Raw genomic sequence first — 16673 nt, 5'->3', positions numbered from 1 at the left:
TGGGTTCACCGGTCCCCTCAGTGGACGGGATGCATCGTGCGGCGCAGCCAGGGCGCCATCGCGATCACGGCCAGGCCCGCCGCGACCGCGACGGCGCCGTTGACGCCGAAGTACACGGGGTCGGACACCGTGCCGTAGACCTTGACCACCTGGGCCTGGATGCCGTTGGCGAGGGCCAGGGAGAGGAACCACAGGGCCATCGTCTGGCCGGCGTAGGCCTTGGGGGCGAGCTTGGTGGTGGCCGACATGCCGGAGGTCTCCAGCAGCACGTCGCCGAGCCCCAGCAGCAGGTACGAGCCGACGATCCACCAGGCGGCCATCCGGTAGGCCTCCCCGCCGTGGCCCGAGGTGGGGATCACCATCAGCAGGAAGGACAGGCCGCCCAGGATCACCCCGATGGCGATCTTGTTGGAGGCGTGCGGCTGGCGGGGTCCCATGCGGGCCCAGAGCGCGGCCACCACCGGGGCGAGCAGCACCTCGAAGGCGCCGAGCGCCGAGGCGTACCAGCCGGCCGGGAAGTCGAAGCCGAGGATCTCGGTGCGGGCGTTCGTCGAGGCCAGCAGCATCATCGTCGAGTAGGCCTGGAAGAGGATGAAGTTGAAGGCGACCGAGGCCAGGAAGAGGACCACGTACGGGCGCAGCCGTCCGCGTTCCTCGGCGCTGACGCGCGGGCTGCGGAACATGAGCGTGAAGTAGACGACCGGGGCGATCACCGAGGCGAGGGTGAGGAGGTCGACGAGACGGCCCATCGTCAACCAGCCGACGACCGCCAGGAGGGTGGCGATGACGGCGAGGGCGACGCAGCCGCCGACGATCCTCCGGACGGCGGCGCGCATCGCGTCGGGGGCGAGGGCGTACTCGGCGGAGTGCTTGCGTCCGGCCAGATGGCGGCGTCCCAGGACGTACTGGACCAGCCCGGCGGTCATTCCGACGGCGGCGGCGGAGAAGCCCCAGTGCCAGCCCTTGTTCTCGCCGAGCCAGGCGGTGACCAGCGGTCCGGCGAAGGCGCCGATGTTGATGCCCATGTAGTACAGGGCGAAGCCGGCGTCGCGCCGCTGGTCGGCCGTCCGGTACAGCTTGCCGACCATGCTGGCCACGTTGGGCTTGAGCAGGCCGGTGCCCGCGCTGATCAGGCCGAGGCCCACCCAGGTCATGGTGGCCGTGGGGACGGCCATGGCGTAGTGGCCGCAGGCGATCAGGATGCCGCCGGAGAGGACGGCGCGGTACGAACCGAGGATGCGGTCGGCGAGCCATCCGCCGGCCACGGAGACGAGGTAGACCATGGTCCCGTAGGCCGCCGAGACGGAGGCGGCCGTGGCCGGGTTCATCCCCAGGCCGCCGTTCGCGACCGTGTCCGCGAAGTAGAGGACGAGGATGGCCTGCATGCCGAGGAAGGAGAACCGCTCCCAGACCTCCAGCCCGGAGAGGGTGGCGAGACCCCTGGGGTGACCGAGGAAGGCCTGGTCGTCACCGGGCGGCGGCTGGTCCGCCTCCGGGTCCCTGGGTTCGTCTATATCGGTCACAATTCTGGACAAAACGTACTCTCCGGTTGTTTCGGGTCCCTACGAACATACCGGTGCGCATCGGGCGATGCGCACGTGGCGACCGGGCAGGCGCTCTGGGTGATCGAAAACAGACCGGATACGCTGGCTTGAGTGATGGCAGCGACACATCGACAATCCAGGTGATCGTCAGCGTGATCGTCAGCAGACAGGAGTACCCCTCGTGACCGTCGTCGGGCCGTTCGGACTGAGCGTGCGGGACCAGGCTCTTGAGACCGATGTCCAGGCCGGACTGGCCGCCGTCGAGGCGGGTCTGCTGGAAGCCACCAAGAGCGAAGTCCCCTTCATCACCGAGGCCGCCCAGCATCTGGTGCGCGCCGGAGGCAAGAGGTTCCGGCCGCTGCTGGTGATGCTCGCCTCCCGCTTCGGCGACCCCTACGCGCCCGGGATCGTGCCGTCCGCGGTGGTCGTGGAGCTCACCCACCTGGCCACGCTCTACCACGACGACGTCATGGACGAGGCGGACGTGCGCCGCGGGGTGGAGAGCGCCAACGCCCGCTGGGGCAACTCCGTGGCCGTCCTGACGGGTGACTTCCTGTTCGCCCGCGCCTCCCACATCCTGGCCGACCTCGGACCGGAGGCCGTGCGCATCCAGGCCGAGGCCTTCGAGCGGCTGGTGACGGGCCAGATCCTGGAGACGGCCGGCCCGCGCGACGGCCGCGACCCGGTCGCGCACTACCTCGACGTCATCGCGGGCAAGACCGGCTCGCTGATCGCGGTCTCCGGCCGCTTCGGCGCGCTGATGTCCGGGGCCGACGAGTCGGTCGTCGACATCCTGACCCAGTACGGCGAGCGCCTCGGCACCGCCTTCCAGCTCGCCGACGACGTCCTCGACATCGCCTCCGACTCCCACGAGTCCGGCAAGACCCCCGGCACCGACCTGCGCGAGGGCATTCCCACGCTCCCCGTGCTGCGGCTGCGGGAGATGGCCGAGCGCGACGGCCGCGAGGAGGACCTGGAGCTCGTACGGCTGCTGGACGGGGACCTGAGCGACGACGCCCGGCTCGCCGAGGTGCTCACCCGGCTGCGGGTACACCCCGCGCTGGAACAGGCCCGCCGCGACACCATCCAGTACGCGCAGGACGCGCGCGCCACGCTCGCCCCGCTGCCGGAGTGCTTCGCGAAGTCGGCCCTGGAGGAGCTCTGCGACGCGGTGGTCCACCGCGCCGGCTGAGCCGTCCCCATCGGCACCGCAAGGGGCCCCTCGCCCCCGGCGACCCCTACGGGTCCGGGGTGAGGGGCCCCCTTCCGTGTCATCCCACGGTCGTACGCGCAGTTGATTCCGGGGACTGACGCCCCGAGCCCGCCCATTTGGTCAGATGGAGTCATCAACCCCACCGGATCGGGTGAGCGCGGTGACACGGGGGTCGCCGCCACAGACACAGAGGGCAGGGCACTGACATGGCAGCGAACACGAAGACCTCTCGCAAGGCCGCCCGGTACGCGGTACCGGTAGCGGTGGCGGGCGTCGCCGCGGCGACCGTGGCGATGGTCCCGGCCTTCGCCAACGCCGGCGGCCCGGACCTGCCCAAGGTGACGGCGCAGCAGCTGATCGAGAAGGTCGCGGCGTCCGACGTCCAGCAGCTCACCGGTACGGCCAAGCTCAGCACCGACCTGGGTCTGCCGACGCTCGCCTCCGGCCTGCTGGGCGGCGGCGGGGTCGCGGGCGGCTCGGCCGACCCGCAGGACAAGGTCGCGCAGCTGGCGAACGGCACGCACACCTTCCGCGTCGCGGCCGACGGCCCGGACCGGCAGAAGCTGACCTTCCTGGACGGCAAGGACGAGTACACCCTCGTCCACAACGGCACGGACGTCTGGGGCTACGACTCCAAGTCCAACGAGGCCTTCCACGAGAAGGCCGACGGCAAGGACGCGGGCAAGGGCAAGGAGCACCCGAAGACGGCCGACCGGCTCGCGGCCTCGCCGCAGCAGATGGCCCAGGACCTGATCAAGCAGGCCGGCCCGACCACCGAGATCGGCGTGGGCGACACCGCGCAGGTCGCCGGCCGCGACGCCTACCAGCTCGTCCTGAAGCCCAAGCAGAGCGGCTCCACCGTCGGCTCGGTCCGGATCGCCGTCGACGCCAGGAACGGCGTGCCGCTGCGGGTCCAGCTGCTCTCCAGCCAGGGCGGCAAGCCGATCGCCGAGGCGGGCTTCACCCAGGTCGACTTCGCCAAGCCGGCCGCCGACGCCTTCTCCTTCACCCCGCCCAAGGGCGCCAAGGTGACCGAGGGCGCGGACAAGGCCGCCGGGAAGGGCGGGGAGCACGGCAAGCAGTTCGGGCCGCTGGAGGCCTTCCCCGGTCTGGACGCGCTGACCGGCGGGGCGGACGGCAAGGGCGGCAAGGGCGATGTGAAGGTCCTCGGCGAGGGCTGGGCGACGGTCGCGCGCATCGACACCGGTGCCGGCAAGAACCTGAGCGACATCGAGAAGGACAAGAACGCGCCGAAGGAGGCCAAGCAGTTCCTGAACTCCCTCGGGGACAAGGTCACCGGGAAGTTCGGCGAGGGCCGGATCTTCTCCACCCGCCTGGTCAACGCGCTGATCACCGATGACGGCAAGGTCTACGTCGGCGCGGTCACCAAGGACCAGCTGGTGAAGACGGCGGACTCCGCCAAGTAGGCGCACCACCGACGGGGGTGGCCGGGGACGTGTGTCCCCGGCCACCCTTGTCCTGTTTCGCTCCTGTGTACAGCAGGGCCGCTGTACCGTGAACGCCATGTCGAGACACGTCACCATCCGCCTGGACGAAGAGTTCCACGAGCGCCTCAAGGCGCGCGCGGCGGCACTGGGGACGACGGTGACCGCGCTGATCACCGAGGTCACCGAGCGCGAACTCGACGAGGACCGGAAGACCTTCCTGTCGGGCATAGAGGAGTTCGCCGACCACTGGGGCTACTTCCAGGAGCGGTTCGGCAATTGAAGATCACCATGGAATGGGCCTGGACGGCCCTGGCCCACCATCTGCCGTCGGATCCCGCCGTGTGGGACCCCTCCGGGGTCGCCGCGGCCGTCGCCCGGCACCAGAACGACCTGGTGCTGGTGCCCGAGCAGCCCGCTCCCGACACGGCCTGGCGGGCCGCCGCGTTCCTGCACACCCTCGCCGTGTGCCCCGCGCTGGAATCCCCGATGAACGAGTTCTACGCGGCCGCGGCCACCCGCTCGTACCTGCGGGTGGCCGGGGCCAAGCAGCTGCCCTCGCCGGAGGAGCTGGGCGACCTGGTGGAGGCCGCGAAGCTGGGCCGGGTGGACATCGGGGCGGTCGCGGAGGAACTGCGCGCCCGCATCCAGGAACCCCTGCCCGCCTCGCTGCGGCCGGCGGCCGAGGACGCGTAGCGCCACCGGCACCTCGTCGGGGTGCCCTGGAGGACCGGACCATTCGGCGGATGGCTGCCGGAGGGCGGTCCGTCAGAAGGTGATCTTCCAGCTGTTGATGTAGCCGACGTCCTGCGCCGCCACGTCCTTGACCTGGAGCTTCCAGACCCCGTTGGCCACCTCGCTCGACGCGTTCACCGTGTAGGTGGCGATCACGTTGTCGGCCGAGTCCGAGCCGGAGTTCTTCAGCAGGTACGCCGTGCCGTCCGGGGCGATCAGGTTGATCACCAGGTCACCGCGGTAGGTGTGGACGATGTTGACGTCGACCTTCGTGGTGGCGGGCGCGTTGCCCGTGACGCCGGAGACCGTGATCGGCGAGGTCACCGCGGCGCCGGGGGAGTCCGGGATGTTCACGTCCGCGGTGTTCTCGAAGGACGGGCCAGGCGGGACCGGGGTGGCCGCCCCGAGGTTCCAGACCGCGTAGGCGATGGCGTCCGCGTTGCGGTCCAGGGCGGTGTCGTTGATGTTCGCGGTGGTGTCGCAGGAGGAGTGGTAGCAGGCGTCGAAGGCCTGGCCGGAGGTGCCGCCCCACTTCTGGGCCTGCGCCGCCGTCTTGGTGTAGTCGGCGCCGGAGAACAGGCCGCCGACGGGGATGCCCGCGCTCTTGAAGGGGGCGTGGTCGGAGCGGCCGTCGCCCTCGGTCTCGATCTCGGTGGGGATGCCGAGGCCGGCGTAGTAGTTCTTGAAGGTCTGCTCGATGGTCGGGTCGTCGTCGTAGACGAAGTAGCCCGGGTTCGGCGAGCCGATCATGTCGAAGTTCAGGTAGCCGGAGATCTTCGCCTTCTCGGCCGCCGGCAGGTTGTTCACGTAGTACTTCGAACCGACCAGGCCCAGCTCCTCCGCGCCCCACCAGCCGAAACGCAGGTGCTTGGTGGGCTGCAGGCCCGCGCGGGAGACCGCCAGCGCCGTCTCCAGGACGGCCGCCGAACCGGAGCCGTTGTCGTTGATGCCCGCGCCGGCCGTCACCGAGTCCAGGTGGGAGCCGGACATCAGCACGGAGTTCGGGTCGCCGCCCGGCCAGTCGGCGATCAGGTTGTAGCCGGTGGCGCCGCTGGAGGTGAAGGTCTGCAGCGTGGTGGTGAAACCGGCCGCGTCCAGCTTGCCCTTCACGTAGTCGATCGAGGCCTTGTAGCCGGACCGGCCGTGGGCGCGGTTGCCGCCGTTGGCGGCGGCTATGGAGGAGAACTGCGCCAGGTGGGCCTTGACGTTGGCCAGCGGGATGTCGGGCGGCGTCGGCGCGGCGGTGACGGCCGTGGGCGCGGCGAGCGCGGCGGGGGAGGTGGCGGCCAGCAGGCCCGCGACCGCGAGTGCGGTCACGGCGGCCAGGCGCCGGGAGACGGACAGGCTCATGTGGGGGCTCCGTGATTCCGTATGGGGATGAGACGGAACGTGCGGGATCGATCAGGTGAACGATGATGCGCCAGTGCGAGCCTGATGTTCAGTGAGAGCGTGACTGTCCGTCAAGACCAGAATCCGGTCAAGGGAGTTCGGTAAACGGACGATCCCCGGTACGAAGGTTTCGTACCGGGGACCGGGGGAGAGGAGTGAAGGCCGTTACGCGGGCCCACGGGTGGGGGCCGCCCCCGCCGCGGGGGCGTCTGCGGCCGGAGGGGCGGGCTCCGCGACGGAAGCGGCCGGTACCGCGGCGGGCGCCGCCGCGTTCCCCGCGGCCTGTGCCAGCCGGGCCCGCGAGCGCCGGGAGCTGCGCAGCGCGTCCCAGCTCAGCAGGACCAGCGCGGCCCAGACCAGGGAGAAGCCGGCCCAGCGCTCGGGCGGCATCGCCTCGTGGAAGTACAGCACCCCGAGCCCGAACTGGAACACCGGCGCCAGGTACTGCAGCAGCCCCAGCGTGGACAGCGGAACGCGGATCGCGGCCGCCCCGAAGCAGACCAGCGGGATCGCGGTGACCAGCCCGGTCGAGGCGAGCAGGGCGGAGTGTCCGAGCCCCAGTGAGGCGAACGTCGAGCGTCCCTCGGCGGCGAGCCACAGCAGGTAGCCCAGCGCGGGCAGGAACAGCATCGCCGTCTCGGCGGTCAGCGACTCCAGCCCGCCCATGCCGAGCTTCTTCTTGATCAGCCCGTAGGTGGCAAAGGAGGAGGCCAGGGCGAGCGAGATCCACGGCGGGCGCCCGTACCCGATGGCCAGGACCAGGACGGCGGCGAAACTGATGCCGACCGCGGCCCACTGGGGGCGGCGCAGCCGCTCCCCGAGGACCAGGACGCCGAGCGCGATGGTCACCAGCGGGTTGATGAAGTAGCCGAGGCTGGCCTCGACCACGTGGCCGTTGTTGACCGACCAGATGTACAGGCCCCAGTTCACGCTGATCACGGTCGCGGCCAGCGCGGTCAGCGCCAGCTTGCGCGGCTGGCGCAGCAGCTCCGCCATCCAGCTCCAGCGGCGCAGCGCGATCAGCGCGACGCCGACCACCGCCACTGACCACACCATGCGGTGGGCGAGGATCTCGATCGCCCCGGACGGCTTGAGCAGCGGCCAGAAGAGGGGGACCAGCCCCCACATCCCGTACGCGCCGAATCCGTAGAGCAGACCCGCGCGCTGCTCGTTCTGTGCCTTCACGGGCCCTCCAGTGCGACTTCCGGCCAATCTCACAACCTCACGACCGTAGCGCCGCGGGGGGCCGCTGTCATGCCCGTTACGGCGAGATACTCATGACATCCGGCCGCCGTCGCGCGTTCCTCAGGCCAGGGCGGCGCCGATGGCGCGGGCCACCGGGGTCGTCGGCCGTCCGATCAGCCGGGCCAGGTCCCCGCTGGTCCCGGCGAGACGGCCGCGCGAGATCGCCGCGTCCACGTCGACCAGGATCGCCGCGAAGCCCTCGGGCACCCCGGCCCCGGTCAGCGCCGTCAGGTGGGCGTCCGCCGGGACGGCGGCGTACGCGACCTCGCGCCCGGACTGCCGCGCCACCTCGGCGGCGTACTCCGCCAGGCTCCAGGCGGTGTCCCCGGAGAGCTCGTAGACCCGGTTCAGGTGGCCCTCGCCGGTCAGCACCGCGGCGGCCGCCGCCGCGTAGTCCGCGCGGGCCGCCGAGGCGATCCGGCCCTCGCCCGCGCTGCCGAGGACGGCCCCGTGCTCCAGGACCGAGGCCAGCTGCGCGGTGTAGTTCTCGTGGTACCAGCCGTTGCGCAGGAAGGTGTAGGGCAGGCCGGAGTCGAGGACCGCCTGCTCGGTGACCTTGTGCTCGGCCGCCAGCTCGAAGTCCGCCTCGGGCCCGCCGAGGATCCCGGTGTAGGCCAGCTGGGCCACCCCGGCCGCCTCCGCCGCCTTGATCACGGCCGTGTGCTGCGGGACGCGGCGGCCGACCTCGCTGCCGGAGATCAGCAGTACGCGGTCGCCGGCCCGGAAGGCGCCGGCCAGGCTCGCGGGGTCGTCGTAGTCCGCGACCCGGACCTCGATGCCGCGCGCGGCCAGGTCGGCTGCCTTCTCCCGGTTGCGTACGACGACGGCCAGGCGGTCGGCGGGGACCCGGTCCAGCAGCTCCTCGACGACGAGGCGGCCGAGGGATCCGGTGGCTCCGGTGACGACGATGCTCATGACGCTCACGCTCCTGTGTGGGTCTCTGGGGCTTTCGTGCGGTGATGACACAAGCTTATGGAGAGCGCTAACTATCCGTAAGTACCCACTTCAAAGTAAGGTACTGGTATGGAAGTAAGTGTCGAAGTGAGCGTCAAAGCCCCCATGTGCCCCTCGCGCGGCATCCTGGAACACGTCACCAGCCGCTGGGGCGTCCTGGTGCTCGCCGCCCTGTTCGAGCGCTCGTACCGGTTCAGCGAGCTGCGCCGCGAGGTCGGCGGGGTCAGCGAGAAGATGCTGGCCCAGACCCTCCAGACCCTGGAACGCGACGGATTCGTCCTGCGCCACGCCCGCCCGGTGATCCCGCCGCACGTGGACTACTCCCTGACGGACCTGGGCCGTGAGGCCGCCGAGCAGGTGTGGGCGCTGGCGCGCTGGACGGAGCGTCGCACCGGCGAGGTGGAGCGGGCCCGCGTCGCGTACGACGAAGCCCGGACCCCGTAGCGGGATCCGGGCTTCCGTACGGCTGCGGCCGGCCGGCGGTATCGGTCAGCCGACGACCGTCCAGGTGTCGTTGCCGGCGAGCAGCGTCGCCAGGTCGCCCTTGCCCTTCTGGTCGACGGCCCTGTCGAGCTGGTCGGCCATGAGGGTGTCGTAGACGGGGCGGGTGGTGTCGCGGAAGACGCCGATGGGGGTGTGGTGGAGGGTGTCGGGGTCGGCGAGGCGGGAGAGGGCGAAGGCGGTGGTGGGGCTGGTGGCGTGGGCGTCGTGGACGAGGATCCGGGAGGTGTTCTCCGGTGTCACGGTGACCACGTCGAGGTCGCCGGTGTGCTCGTTGCGGATGACGCCTCTGGTGTCGTCGGTGCCGAAGCGGATGGGGCGGCCGTGTTCGAGGCGGATGACGGCTTCGCGGGCCTGTTCCTGGTCCTTGAGGGCGTCGAAGGCGCCGTCGTTGAAGATGTTGCAGTTCTGGTAGATCTCGACGAGGGCGGTGCCGGGGTGGTCGGCGGCCTGGCGCAGGACTTCGGTGAGGTGTTTGCGGTCGGAGTCGATGGTGCGGGCCACGAAGGAGGCCTCGGCTCCCAGGGCGAGGGAGACGGGGTTGAAGGGGGCGTCGAGGGAGCCCATCGGCGTGGATTTGGTGATCTTGCCGACCTCGGAGGTGGGTGAGTACTGGCCCTTGGTGAGGCCGTAGATCCTGTTGTTGAAGAGGAGGATCTTGAGGTTGACGTTGCGGCGCAGGGCGTGGATGAGGTGGTTGCCGCCGATGGAGAGGGCGTCGCCGTCGCCGGTGACGACCCAGACGGACAGGTCGCGGCGGGAGGAGGCGAGTCCGGTGGCGATGGCGGGGGCGCGGCCGTGGATGGAGTGCATCCCGTAGGTGTTCATGTAGTACGGGAAGCGGGAGGAGCAGCCGATGCCGGAGACGAAGACGATGTTCTCCTTGGCCAGTCCCAGCTCGGGCATGAAGCCCTGCACGGCGGCGAGGACGGCGTAGTCGCCGCATCCCGGACACCAGCGGACCTCCTGGTCCGACTTGAAGTCCTTCATCGACTGCTTGGCCTCGGCCTTGGGGACCAAGGACAGCAGGTGCTGGGGGGCGTCGGTCACCTCAGTCATTGATGGCCTCCTTGAGAACCGTCGCGAGCTGCTCCGCCTTGAAGGGCATTCCGTTGACCTGGTTGTACGACTGGGCGTCGACCAAGTACTTCGCCCGGATCAGGGTGGCCAGCTGTCCGAGGTTCATCTCGGGTACCACTACCTTGTCGTAACGCTTCAGGACCTCTTCGAGATTCCCCGGGAAGGGGTTGAGGTGGCGCAGGTGGGCCTGCGCGATGGCCGTCCCCTGGGCGCGCAGCCGGCGGACGGCGGCGGTGATGGGGCCGTAGGTGGAGCCCCAGCCCAGCACGAGGGTGCGGGCGGTGCCGGAGGGGTCGTCGACCTCCAGGTCGGGTACGGCGATGCCGTCGATCTTGGCCTGGCGGGTGCGGACCATGTGGTCGTGGTTGGCCGGGTCGTAGGAGATGTTCCCGGTGCCGTCCTGCTTCTCGATCCCGCCGATGCGGTGCTCCAGCCCCGGGGTCCCCGGGACCGCCCACGGCCTGGCCAGTGTCTCCGGGTCCCTCTTGTAGGGCCAGAACACCTCGGTGCCGTCGGCCAGGGTGTGGTTCGGGGCGGTCGCGAACTGCACCTTGAGGTCGGGCAGGTCGGCCACGTCCGGGATCCGCCAGGGCTCGGAGCCGTTGGCGAGGTAGCCGTCGGAGAGCAGCAGTACCGGGGTGCGGTAGGTGAGCGCGATCCGGGCGGCGTCGATGGCGGCGTCGAAGCAGTCGGCGGCGGTGCGGGGGGCGACGATCGGCACGGGGGCCTCCCCGTTGCGCCCGTACATCGCCTGGAGCAGGTCGGCCTGCTCGGTCTTGGTCGGCAGACCGGTCGAGGGCCCGCCGCGCTGGATGTCCACGATCAGCAGCGGCAGCTCCAGGGAGACCGCGAGCCCGATCGTCTCCGACTTGAGGGCCACACCGGGCCCCGAGGTCGTCGTCACCCCCAGCGCACCCCCGAACGCCGCACCCAGCGCCGCACCGATACCCGCGATCTCGTCCTCGGCCTGGAACGTGCGCACACCGAAGTTCTTGTGCTTCGACAGCTCGTGCAGGATGTCCGACGCCGGCGTGATCGGGTACGAACCCAGATACAGCGGCAGATCCGCCTGCCGGGCCGCCGCGATCAGCCCGTACGACAGCGCCAGGTTCCCCGAGATGTTGCGGTACGTACCCGCCGGGAACGCCTTCGTCGCCGGAGCCACCTCATAGGAGACCGCGAAATCCTCCGTCGTCTCACCGAAGTTCCAGCCCGCCCGGAACGCCACGATGTTCGCCTCGGCGATGTCCGGCTTCTTCGCGAACTTCTGCCGCAGGAACTTCTCGGTGTTCTCCGTCGGACGGTGGTACATCCACGACAGCAGCCCCAGCGCGAACATGTTCTTGCTGCGCTCGGCCTCCTTGCGCGACAGCCCGAAGTCCTTCAGCGCCTCCACCGTCAGCGTGGTCAGCGGCACCCCGTGCACCCGGTAGGCGTCCAGCGACCCGTCCTCCAGCGGAGAGGTCTCGTACCCCACCTTCGCCATCGGCCGCTTCGTGAACTCGTCCGTGTTCACGATGATCTCCGCACCACGCGGCACGTCCGCGATGTTCGCCTTCAGCGCCGCCGGATTCATCGCCACCAGAACGTTCGGCGCGTCACCCGGAGTGAGGATGTCGTGATCCGCGAAATGCAGCTGGAACGACGACACACCCGGCAGCGTCCCGGCAGGCGCCCGGATCTCCGCCGGGAAATTCGGCAGCGTCGAAAGATCGTTCCCGAACGACGCCGTCTCCGACGTGAAACGGTCACCCGTCAGCTGCATACCGTCACCCGAATCACCCGCGAAACGGATGATCACGCGGTCCACGCGGCGGATTTCCTTGCCGGCTCCATCGGGCGCGCGCTCGCTGCGCTGCTCGCCGATGGACCCACCGGCCCCGTCGGCCTGCTCGGCCGGGCTACTGACCTGGCTGGTCACTGAACTGGACCTCCTTCGAGGCGCGGGCGTTCGTTCCCAAGGCCAACCCTACGTCCGTGAGGATTTTCGGCCCCTGGGCGCCCGCATTATGGACCGGCCCTTCCGGGCCGGTCTGTCCGACAGACGTCGTGCTCTACGCGAATATTCCGAATCCCCCGACCTGTGCCGGTGTGCTCTACCTGGCAGAGTGTCAGTTGATCAGGACCTCAGATAGGTGAGGACCGCCAGTACGCGCCGGTGATCCCCGTCACTCGGGGACAGCCCGAGCTTCATGAAGATATTGCTGACGTGCTTCTCGACCGCTCCGTCGCTGACCACGAGCTGCTTGGCCACCGCGGAATTCGTGCGCCCTTCCGCCATCAGGCCCAATACCTCCCGCTCGCGGGGGGTCAGACCGGCCAGGACGTCCTGCTTGCGGCTCCGGCCGAGCAACTGGGCCACGACCTCGGGATCCAGGGCCGTACCGCCCCGGGCCACCCGGACGACGGCGTCGAGGAACTCTCGAACGTCGGCCACGCGATCCTTGAGCAGATACCCCACTCCGGTGCTGGAACCGGCCAACAGTTCGGTGGCGTACTGCTCCTCCACGTACTGGGACAGCACGAGCACCCCGATCCCGGGATGCTCCCGGCGCAGACGTACGGCGGCCCGTACGCCCTCGTCGGTGTGCGTCGGCGGCATCCGGACGTCGGCCACCACCACGTCCGGCAGCGCGTTCTCGGCCGCGAGGTCCGCCACCGTCTTGATCAGGGCTTCCGCGTCCCCGACGCCGGCCACGACGTCATGCCCCCGGTCGGTCAGCAACCGGGTCAGGCCCTCGCGCAGCAGCACTGAATCCTCGGCGATGACCACCCGCACCCTGTCGTCCACGTTCAGCAGCTCCCGCGTCCACTCGTCATCCGGAACCCATTCCCGGCAGCCGGGTTTCCCTGGCCGAGCCAAGCATCCCAGCCCAAAGGCCCGGTAAAGGGCGGTCTTGGTCAACAAGTGCGTGCGGGACGAACGAAATCCGGCCCGATCAAGCCGCGCCGTCCCATTCCAGCCTCAGCGACGCTCGCGGCGCGGGCGGATGCGGGGCCGACCCCGCCAAACTCTGGCTTCGCGGGTGTGTGGGGCGGGCGGATGCGGGGCCGACGCCGCCAAACTCTGGCTTCGCGGGTGTGTGGGGCGGGCGGATGCGGGGCCGACGCCGCCAAACTCTGGCTTCGCGGGTGTGTGGGGCGGGCGGATGTGGGGCCGACGCCGCCAAAATCCAGCCTCGCCGGCGTTTGAGGCGCGGGGGTCCGGGGGCGGAGCCCCCGGGAGACGGCCCGCACCGAGCCGACAGCCTCCCCGGCGCCTGAGGGGGGAACGGGCGAAGGGCGGGGCGGGGAGCAGCCCCGCGCAGCGGCACCGGGCACGGGGCACAGCGGCACCGCACCCGGCACCGCGGCTTGGCCGGGGGCCGCCGGGGAAGCCCCGGGGAAGCCCCGTAAAGGCCCGGCCAGGGCAAGGTCAGGCCCGCCAGGGAAGCTCCGCCGTCACCGTGGTCCCCCGCCCCGCCTCGGAGTCCACCACCAGCACCCCGTCCACGGCGTCCAGCCGCTCGGAGAGCCCCGCAAGCCCCGTCCCGCCCCGCGGATCCGCCCCGCCCCGCCCGTCGTCCGCGACCTGGACCAGCAGCCGCCCCCCGGACTTCCACACGTCGACGCTCGCGCCCCGCGCCCCCGCGTGCTTGCTGACGTTCTGCAGCAGCTCGGAGACCGTGAAGTACGCGATCCCCTCGATCGCCGCCACCGGCCGGGCCGGCAGGTCCACCGACACCTTCACCGGCACGGCGCACCGCGAGGCCACGGAGGACAGGGCCGCGTCCAGGCCCCGGTCGGTCAGCACGGCCGGGTGGATCCCGCGCGCCAGGTCCCGCAGCTCCTGGAGGGCGACCTTCACCTCCCCGTGGGCCGCGTCCACCATCCGGGCGGCCCCCGCCGGGTCCTCCGTCAGCTTTTCCTTCGCCAGACCCAGGTCCATCGCGAGGGCGACCAGCCGCGCCTGGGCCCCGTCGTGCAGGTCCCGCTCGATGCGCCGCAGGTCGGCCGCCGCCGTGTCCACGACCACCCCGCGGTCGGACTCCAGCTCCCGGACCCGGTCGTCGAGGCGGGAGCGACCCAGCAGCCCGCCGACCAGGATCCGCTCGACGCCGGTCAGGGCGCGGATGACCCAGGGCGTGGCGAGTGTGACCAGGAGCCCGGCCAGGCAGGTGGCCGCCACGGCGACGGGCGAGTCGAGGTAGAAGCGGTAGTCGCCGTTCTGGAAGAGCTGGAGGCCGGGCTGGTCGGTGAAGGCGGGGAACACCCAGAACCACAGCGGGTACAGCAGGGCGCTCCACCCGTAGGCCCACAGCGTCAGCGCGAGGCAGAAGGCGAACACCGCCCACGGGAAGTGCACCACCGAGTACAGCACGTGGCGCCAGGCGCTCCCGCTCTTGAGCAGCGCCCCCATGCTCGCCAGGGCCCCGCTCTTGCCGGCCCGGACCGGCGCCGGTTCGGCGACCGGCATCCGCAGCAGCGAACGTACCCGGCCGCGCTCGATCCGCCCGAAGCCCCGGCACACCATGAGGACACCGGCCAGGACCGGCACCCCGAGGAAGGTGACGAGCAGCCCGGCGCCGACGGCCACGCCCGTCACGGCGACGCAGAAGTACAGGGCGCTCAGCGGAAGCCCGATGAGCAGGTACCCGAACTCCCGCCAGGTCCGCGCCGCCACCGGTGCCCGCAGCACGGCGGCGAGCCCGCTGCCGCCCGGGCCGCCGCTGCCGCCCATGCCGTTGCCCATGATCCCGCCCCGCCCTTCCTCGTGTCCTTGACGGCTTCAAGCCTGCCGCCCGGCCCTATTCCGGACCATGCGGCGGGTCGGCCTCTGCTCCCGGGGGTTAACCCCACCCCACGACGACCCGCCTGGCGACGGGCCACCCGACGGCAACCCATCCGAGGGCGGCCCACCCCGAGGGCGGCCCACCCCGAGGGCGGTCCGACTCGCTCCGGCCTGGCGGGCGGCGCCGCGGCGGTCCACCCCACACCGCTGCGTTCCGCCCCCACTTCCGGACCCCCGAACCCCTGACCCCACCCACCGGACCCCGGACCCCGATTTCCGGGACGACCGCCCCCGGGACCCGCGATGCGGGGGCCCAGGAGACCCGGATGACCGCCCCCGAACCCGGACACACGGGCGGGGCCCGGCCCGCCCAGGCCGAAAGCCCCGCTAGATCCCCGCTCCCCGATTGCTCTCCGAATCGCCTCCCCTGATTCCGATCCCGGCTCCCGATCCGGGTACCGGCTCTCGATCCGGGCCCCGGCTCTGGGTCGGCCCCGGCTCCGGGTCGGGCCCCGGCCCCGGCTCCGCCCCCGGCAAAGGATCCGTACCGCCTACCCCCGCTCCCGCCACGGCAGCTCCGCCGAGACCACCGTGCCCTCCCCTTCAGGGGAATCCACCACGAACACCCCGTCCACCGCCCGCAGCCGCTCCGCGAGACCGGCCATCCCCGTCCCCGTCCCGCCGGCCATCCGCGCCCCGCCCCGCCCGTCGTCCGAGACCCGGATCAACAGCCGCGGCCCCGCCCGCCACACCTCGACGCTCGCGCTCCGCGCCCCCGCGTGCTTGCTGACGTTCTGCAGCAGCTCGGAGACCGTGAAGTACGCGATCCCCTCGATCGCCTCCGCCGGCCGGGCTGGCAGGTCCACCGACACCTTCACCGGCACCAGGCAGCGCGAGGCCACCGAGGACAGGGCCGCGTCCAGGCCCCGGTCGGTCAGCACGGCCGGGTGGATCCCGCGCGCCAGGTCCCGCAGCTCCTGGAGGGCGAGCTTCACCTCCCCGTGCGCCTCGTCGACCATCGCCGCTGCCCCCTCCGGGTCCTCCAGCAGCTTCTCCTTCGCCAGACCCAGCCCCATCGCGAGGGCGACCAGCCGCGCCTGCGCCCCGTCGTGCAGGTCCCGCTCGATGCGCCGCAGGTCGGCCGCCGCCGTGTCCACGACCACCCCGCGGCCCGACTCCAGCTCCGCGATGCGCCGCTCCAGCTCGTCCGAGGGCGACAGCAGGCCCCGTACCAGCGCCCGGTCCACATTGGCCATGCCGCGGACCAGGTACGGCAGGACCGGCCACAGCACGAACAGGCCCGTCAGCGTTACCGTGAAGGTCAGTACCCCCCACGGCAGCCGGACCAGCTCGTACAGCACGGTCCGCCAGCCCACCGGGTCCTTCACGCCCGCCCACAGCCAGGCGAAGAACCCGCCCGCGCGCCGCGGCCCCGGCAGCGGGGTCGGCTCGGCCACCCGCACCCCCAGCAGGGCCCGCGCGCGCATCCGCTCGAACTTCCCGAGCAGGCGAGCCCCGTAGAGGCCACAAACGAGCAGGGGCAGTCCGACGGCGGTCACGGACAGGCCGCCGGTCGTGGCGACCATGAACACCGTGTAAACAAAACCGATCAACGCCACCGGCAGATTGCCCAGCAGATGAGCGATCTCCTTCCACGTGACCGCGTCGAAGGCGGGGCGGACGGGAGGAGGGAACGGAGCTTGATCGTTCACGGTCATGCCGGACAGCCTGCCAATTCCGTCCGGCCGATGCCATGGGGCGGCCCGGCGGCAGTGAACGGGGGATAACCCCACCCC

At 71.2% G+C, this 16673-nt stretch carries 14 protein-coding genes; 5 read left to right on the top strand and 9 right to left on the bottom strand.

Features of this window, described 5'->3' with window-relative positions:
- Positions 1 to 17: 17 nt before the first annotated feature.
- Entirely contained in the window at positions 18 to 1514 is a 1497-nt protein-coding gene (locus OG295_RS14050; RefSeq protein ID WP_371681190.1) for a peptide MFS transporter, read from the bottom strand.
- 211 nt (positions 1515 to 1725) lie between these two features.
- On the opposite strand from OG295_RS14050, the gene OG295_RS14045 reads away from it, so the two are divergent.
- From OG295_RS14045 to OG295_RS14030, 4 genes are all read left to right on the top strand, one after another.
- The gene (locus OG295_RS14045; protein WP_371677174.1) at positions 1726 to 2736 is read left to right on the top strand and encodes a polyprenyl synthetase family protein; all 1011 of its coding nucleotides are present in this window, start codon (positions 1726 to 1728) and stop codon (positions 2734 to 2736) included.
- Between the two features lie 227 nt (positions 2737 to 2963).
- Positions 2964 to 4184, top strand: coding sequence for an outer membrane lipoprotein carrier protein LolA (locus tag OG295_RS14040; protein ID WP_371677173.1), 1221 nt, complete (start codon positions 2964 to 2966; stop codon positions 4182 to 4184).
- Positions 4185 to 4281: 97 nt separating this feature from the next.
- Positions 4282 to 4485: a hypothetical protein gene (locus OG295_RS14035; RefSeq protein WP_234333790.1), complete on the top strand. Its 204-nt coding sequence runs from the start codon at positions 4282 to 4284 to the stop codon at positions 4483 to 4485.
- Positions 4482 to 4898, top strand: coding sequence for a hypothetical protein (locus OG295_RS14030; protein ID WP_371677172.1), 417 nt, complete (start codon positions 4482 to 4484; stop codon positions 4896 to 4898). Before OG295_RS14035 ends, OG295_RS14030 begins: the two co-directional genes overlap by 4 nt.
- A 72-nt stretch (positions 4899 to 4970) precedes the next feature.
- Here OG295_RS14030 and OG295_RS14025 read toward each other — a convergent pair whose 3' ends face one another.
- The 3 genes from OG295_RS14025 to OG295_RS14015 form a co-directional block, all read right to left on the bottom strand.
- Positions 4971 to 6287, bottom strand: a complete 1317-nt coding sequence (locus tag OG295_RS14025; RefSeq protein WP_371677171.1) for a M28 family metallopeptidase — start codon at positions 6285 to 6287, stop codon at positions 4971 to 4973.
- Positions 6288 to 6491: 204 nt separating this feature from the next.
- A complete protein-coding gene (gene rarD / locus OG295_RS14020; protein WP_371677170.1) occupies positions 6492 to 7511 on the bottom strand; it encodes an EamA family transporter RarD in 1020 nt (339 codons plus the stop codon).
- Positions 7512 to 7631: 120 nt separating this feature from the next.
- Entirely contained in the window at positions 7632 to 8486 is an 855-nt protein-coding gene (locus tag OG295_RS14015; protein ID WP_371677169.1) for an SDR family oxidoreductase, read from the bottom strand.
- A gap of 108 nt (positions 8487 to 8594) precedes the next feature.
- On the opposite strand from OG295_RS14015, the gene OG295_RS14010 reads away from it, so the two are divergent.
- Positions 8595 to 8969 (top strand): winged helix-turn-helix transcriptional regulator, encoded by a 375-nt coding sequence (locus OG295_RS14010; protein ID WP_371677168.1) that lies wholly within the window; start codon positions 8595 to 8597, stop codon positions 8967 to 8969.
- 45 nt (positions 8970 to 9014) lie between these two features.
- Here the strand turns inward: OG295_RS14010 and OG295_RS14005 are convergent, their stop codons facing one another.
- The 5 genes from OG295_RS14005 to OG295_RS13985 form a co-directional block, all read right to left on the bottom strand.
- Positions 9015 to 10085, bottom strand: coding sequence for a 2-oxoacid:ferredoxin oxidoreductase subunit beta (locus tag OG295_RS14005; protein WP_371677167.1), 1071 nt, complete (start codon positions 10083 to 10085; stop codon positions 9015 to 9017).
- The gene (locus OG295_RS14000) at positions 10078 to 12027 is read right to left on the bottom strand and encodes a 2-oxoacid:acceptor oxidoreductase subunit alpha (protein ID WP_371677166.1); all 1950 of its coding nucleotides are present in this window, start codon (positions 12025 to 12027) and stop codon (positions 10078 to 10080) included. Before OG295_RS14000 ends, OG295_RS14005 begins: the two co-directional genes overlap by 8 nt.
- A 198-nt stretch (positions 12028 to 12225) precedes the next feature.
- The gene (locus OG295_RS13995; RefSeq protein ID WP_030241187.1) at positions 12226 to 12885 is read right to left on the bottom strand and encodes a response regulator transcription factor; all 660 of its coding nucleotides are present in this window, start codon (positions 12883 to 12885) and stop codon (positions 12226 to 12228) included.
- Positions 12886 to 13521: 636 nt separating this feature from the next.
- Positions 13522 to 14838, bottom strand: coding sequence for a sensor histidine kinase (locus OG295_RS13990; protein ID WP_371677165.1), 1317 nt, complete (start codon positions 14836 to 14838; stop codon positions 13522 to 13524).
- Between the two features lie 590 nt (positions 14839 to 15428).
- Positions 15429 to 16595, bottom strand: coding sequence for a sensor histidine kinase (locus tag OG295_RS13985; RefSeq protein ID WP_371677164.1), 1167 nt, complete (start codon positions 16593 to 16595; stop codon positions 15429 to 15431).
- Between the last annotated feature and the right edge of the window lie 78 nt (positions 16596 to 16673).

Origin of the sequence: Streptomyces sp. NBC_01276, assembly GCF_041435355.1 — a bacterium.
In the GTDB taxonomy this organism is placed as follows: Bacteria; Actinomycetota; Actinomycetes; order Streptomycetales; family Streptomycetaceae; genus Streptomyces.
This window is presented reverse-complemented; position numbering and strand designations above follow the sequence as displayed.

What these genes read in the sequence shown, in the direction of transcription:
- OG295_RS14040 (WP_371677173.1), top strand. Translation starts at nt 2,964, where the DNA reads ATGGCAGCGAACACGAAGACCTCTCGCAAGGCCGCCCGGTACGCGGTA.
- OG295_RS14035 (WP_234333790.1), top strand. Translation starts at nt 4,282, where the DNA reads ATGTCGAGACACGTCACCATCCGCCTGGACGAAGAGTTCCACGAGCGC.
- OG295_RS14025 (WP_371677171.1), bottom strand. Translation starts at nt 6,287, where the DNA reads ATGAGCCTGTCCGTCTCCCGGCGCCTGGCCGCCGTGACCGCACTCGCG.
- OG295_RS14015 (WP_371677169.1), bottom strand. Translation starts at nt 8,486, where the DNA reads ATGAGCATCGTCGTCACCGGAGCCACCGGATCCCTCGGCCGCCTCGTC.
- OG295_RS14010 (WP_371677168.1), top strand. Translation starts at nt 8,595, where the DNA reads ATGGAAGTAAGTGTCGAAGTGAGCGTCAAAGCCCCCATGTGCCCCTCG.
- OG295_RS14005 (WP_371677167.1), bottom strand. Translation starts at nt 10,085, where the DNA reads ATGACTGAGGTGACCGACGCCCCCCAGCACCTGCTGTCCTTGGTCCCC.
- OG295_RS13990 (WP_371677165.1), bottom strand. Translation starts at nt 14,838, where the DNA reads ATGGGCAACGGCATGGGCGGCAGCGGCGGCCCGGGCGGCAGCGGGCTC.
- OG295_RS13985 (WP_371677164.1), bottom strand. Translation starts at nt 16,595, where the DNA reads ATGACCGTGAACGATCAAGCTCCGTTCCCTCCTCCCGTCCGCCCCGCC.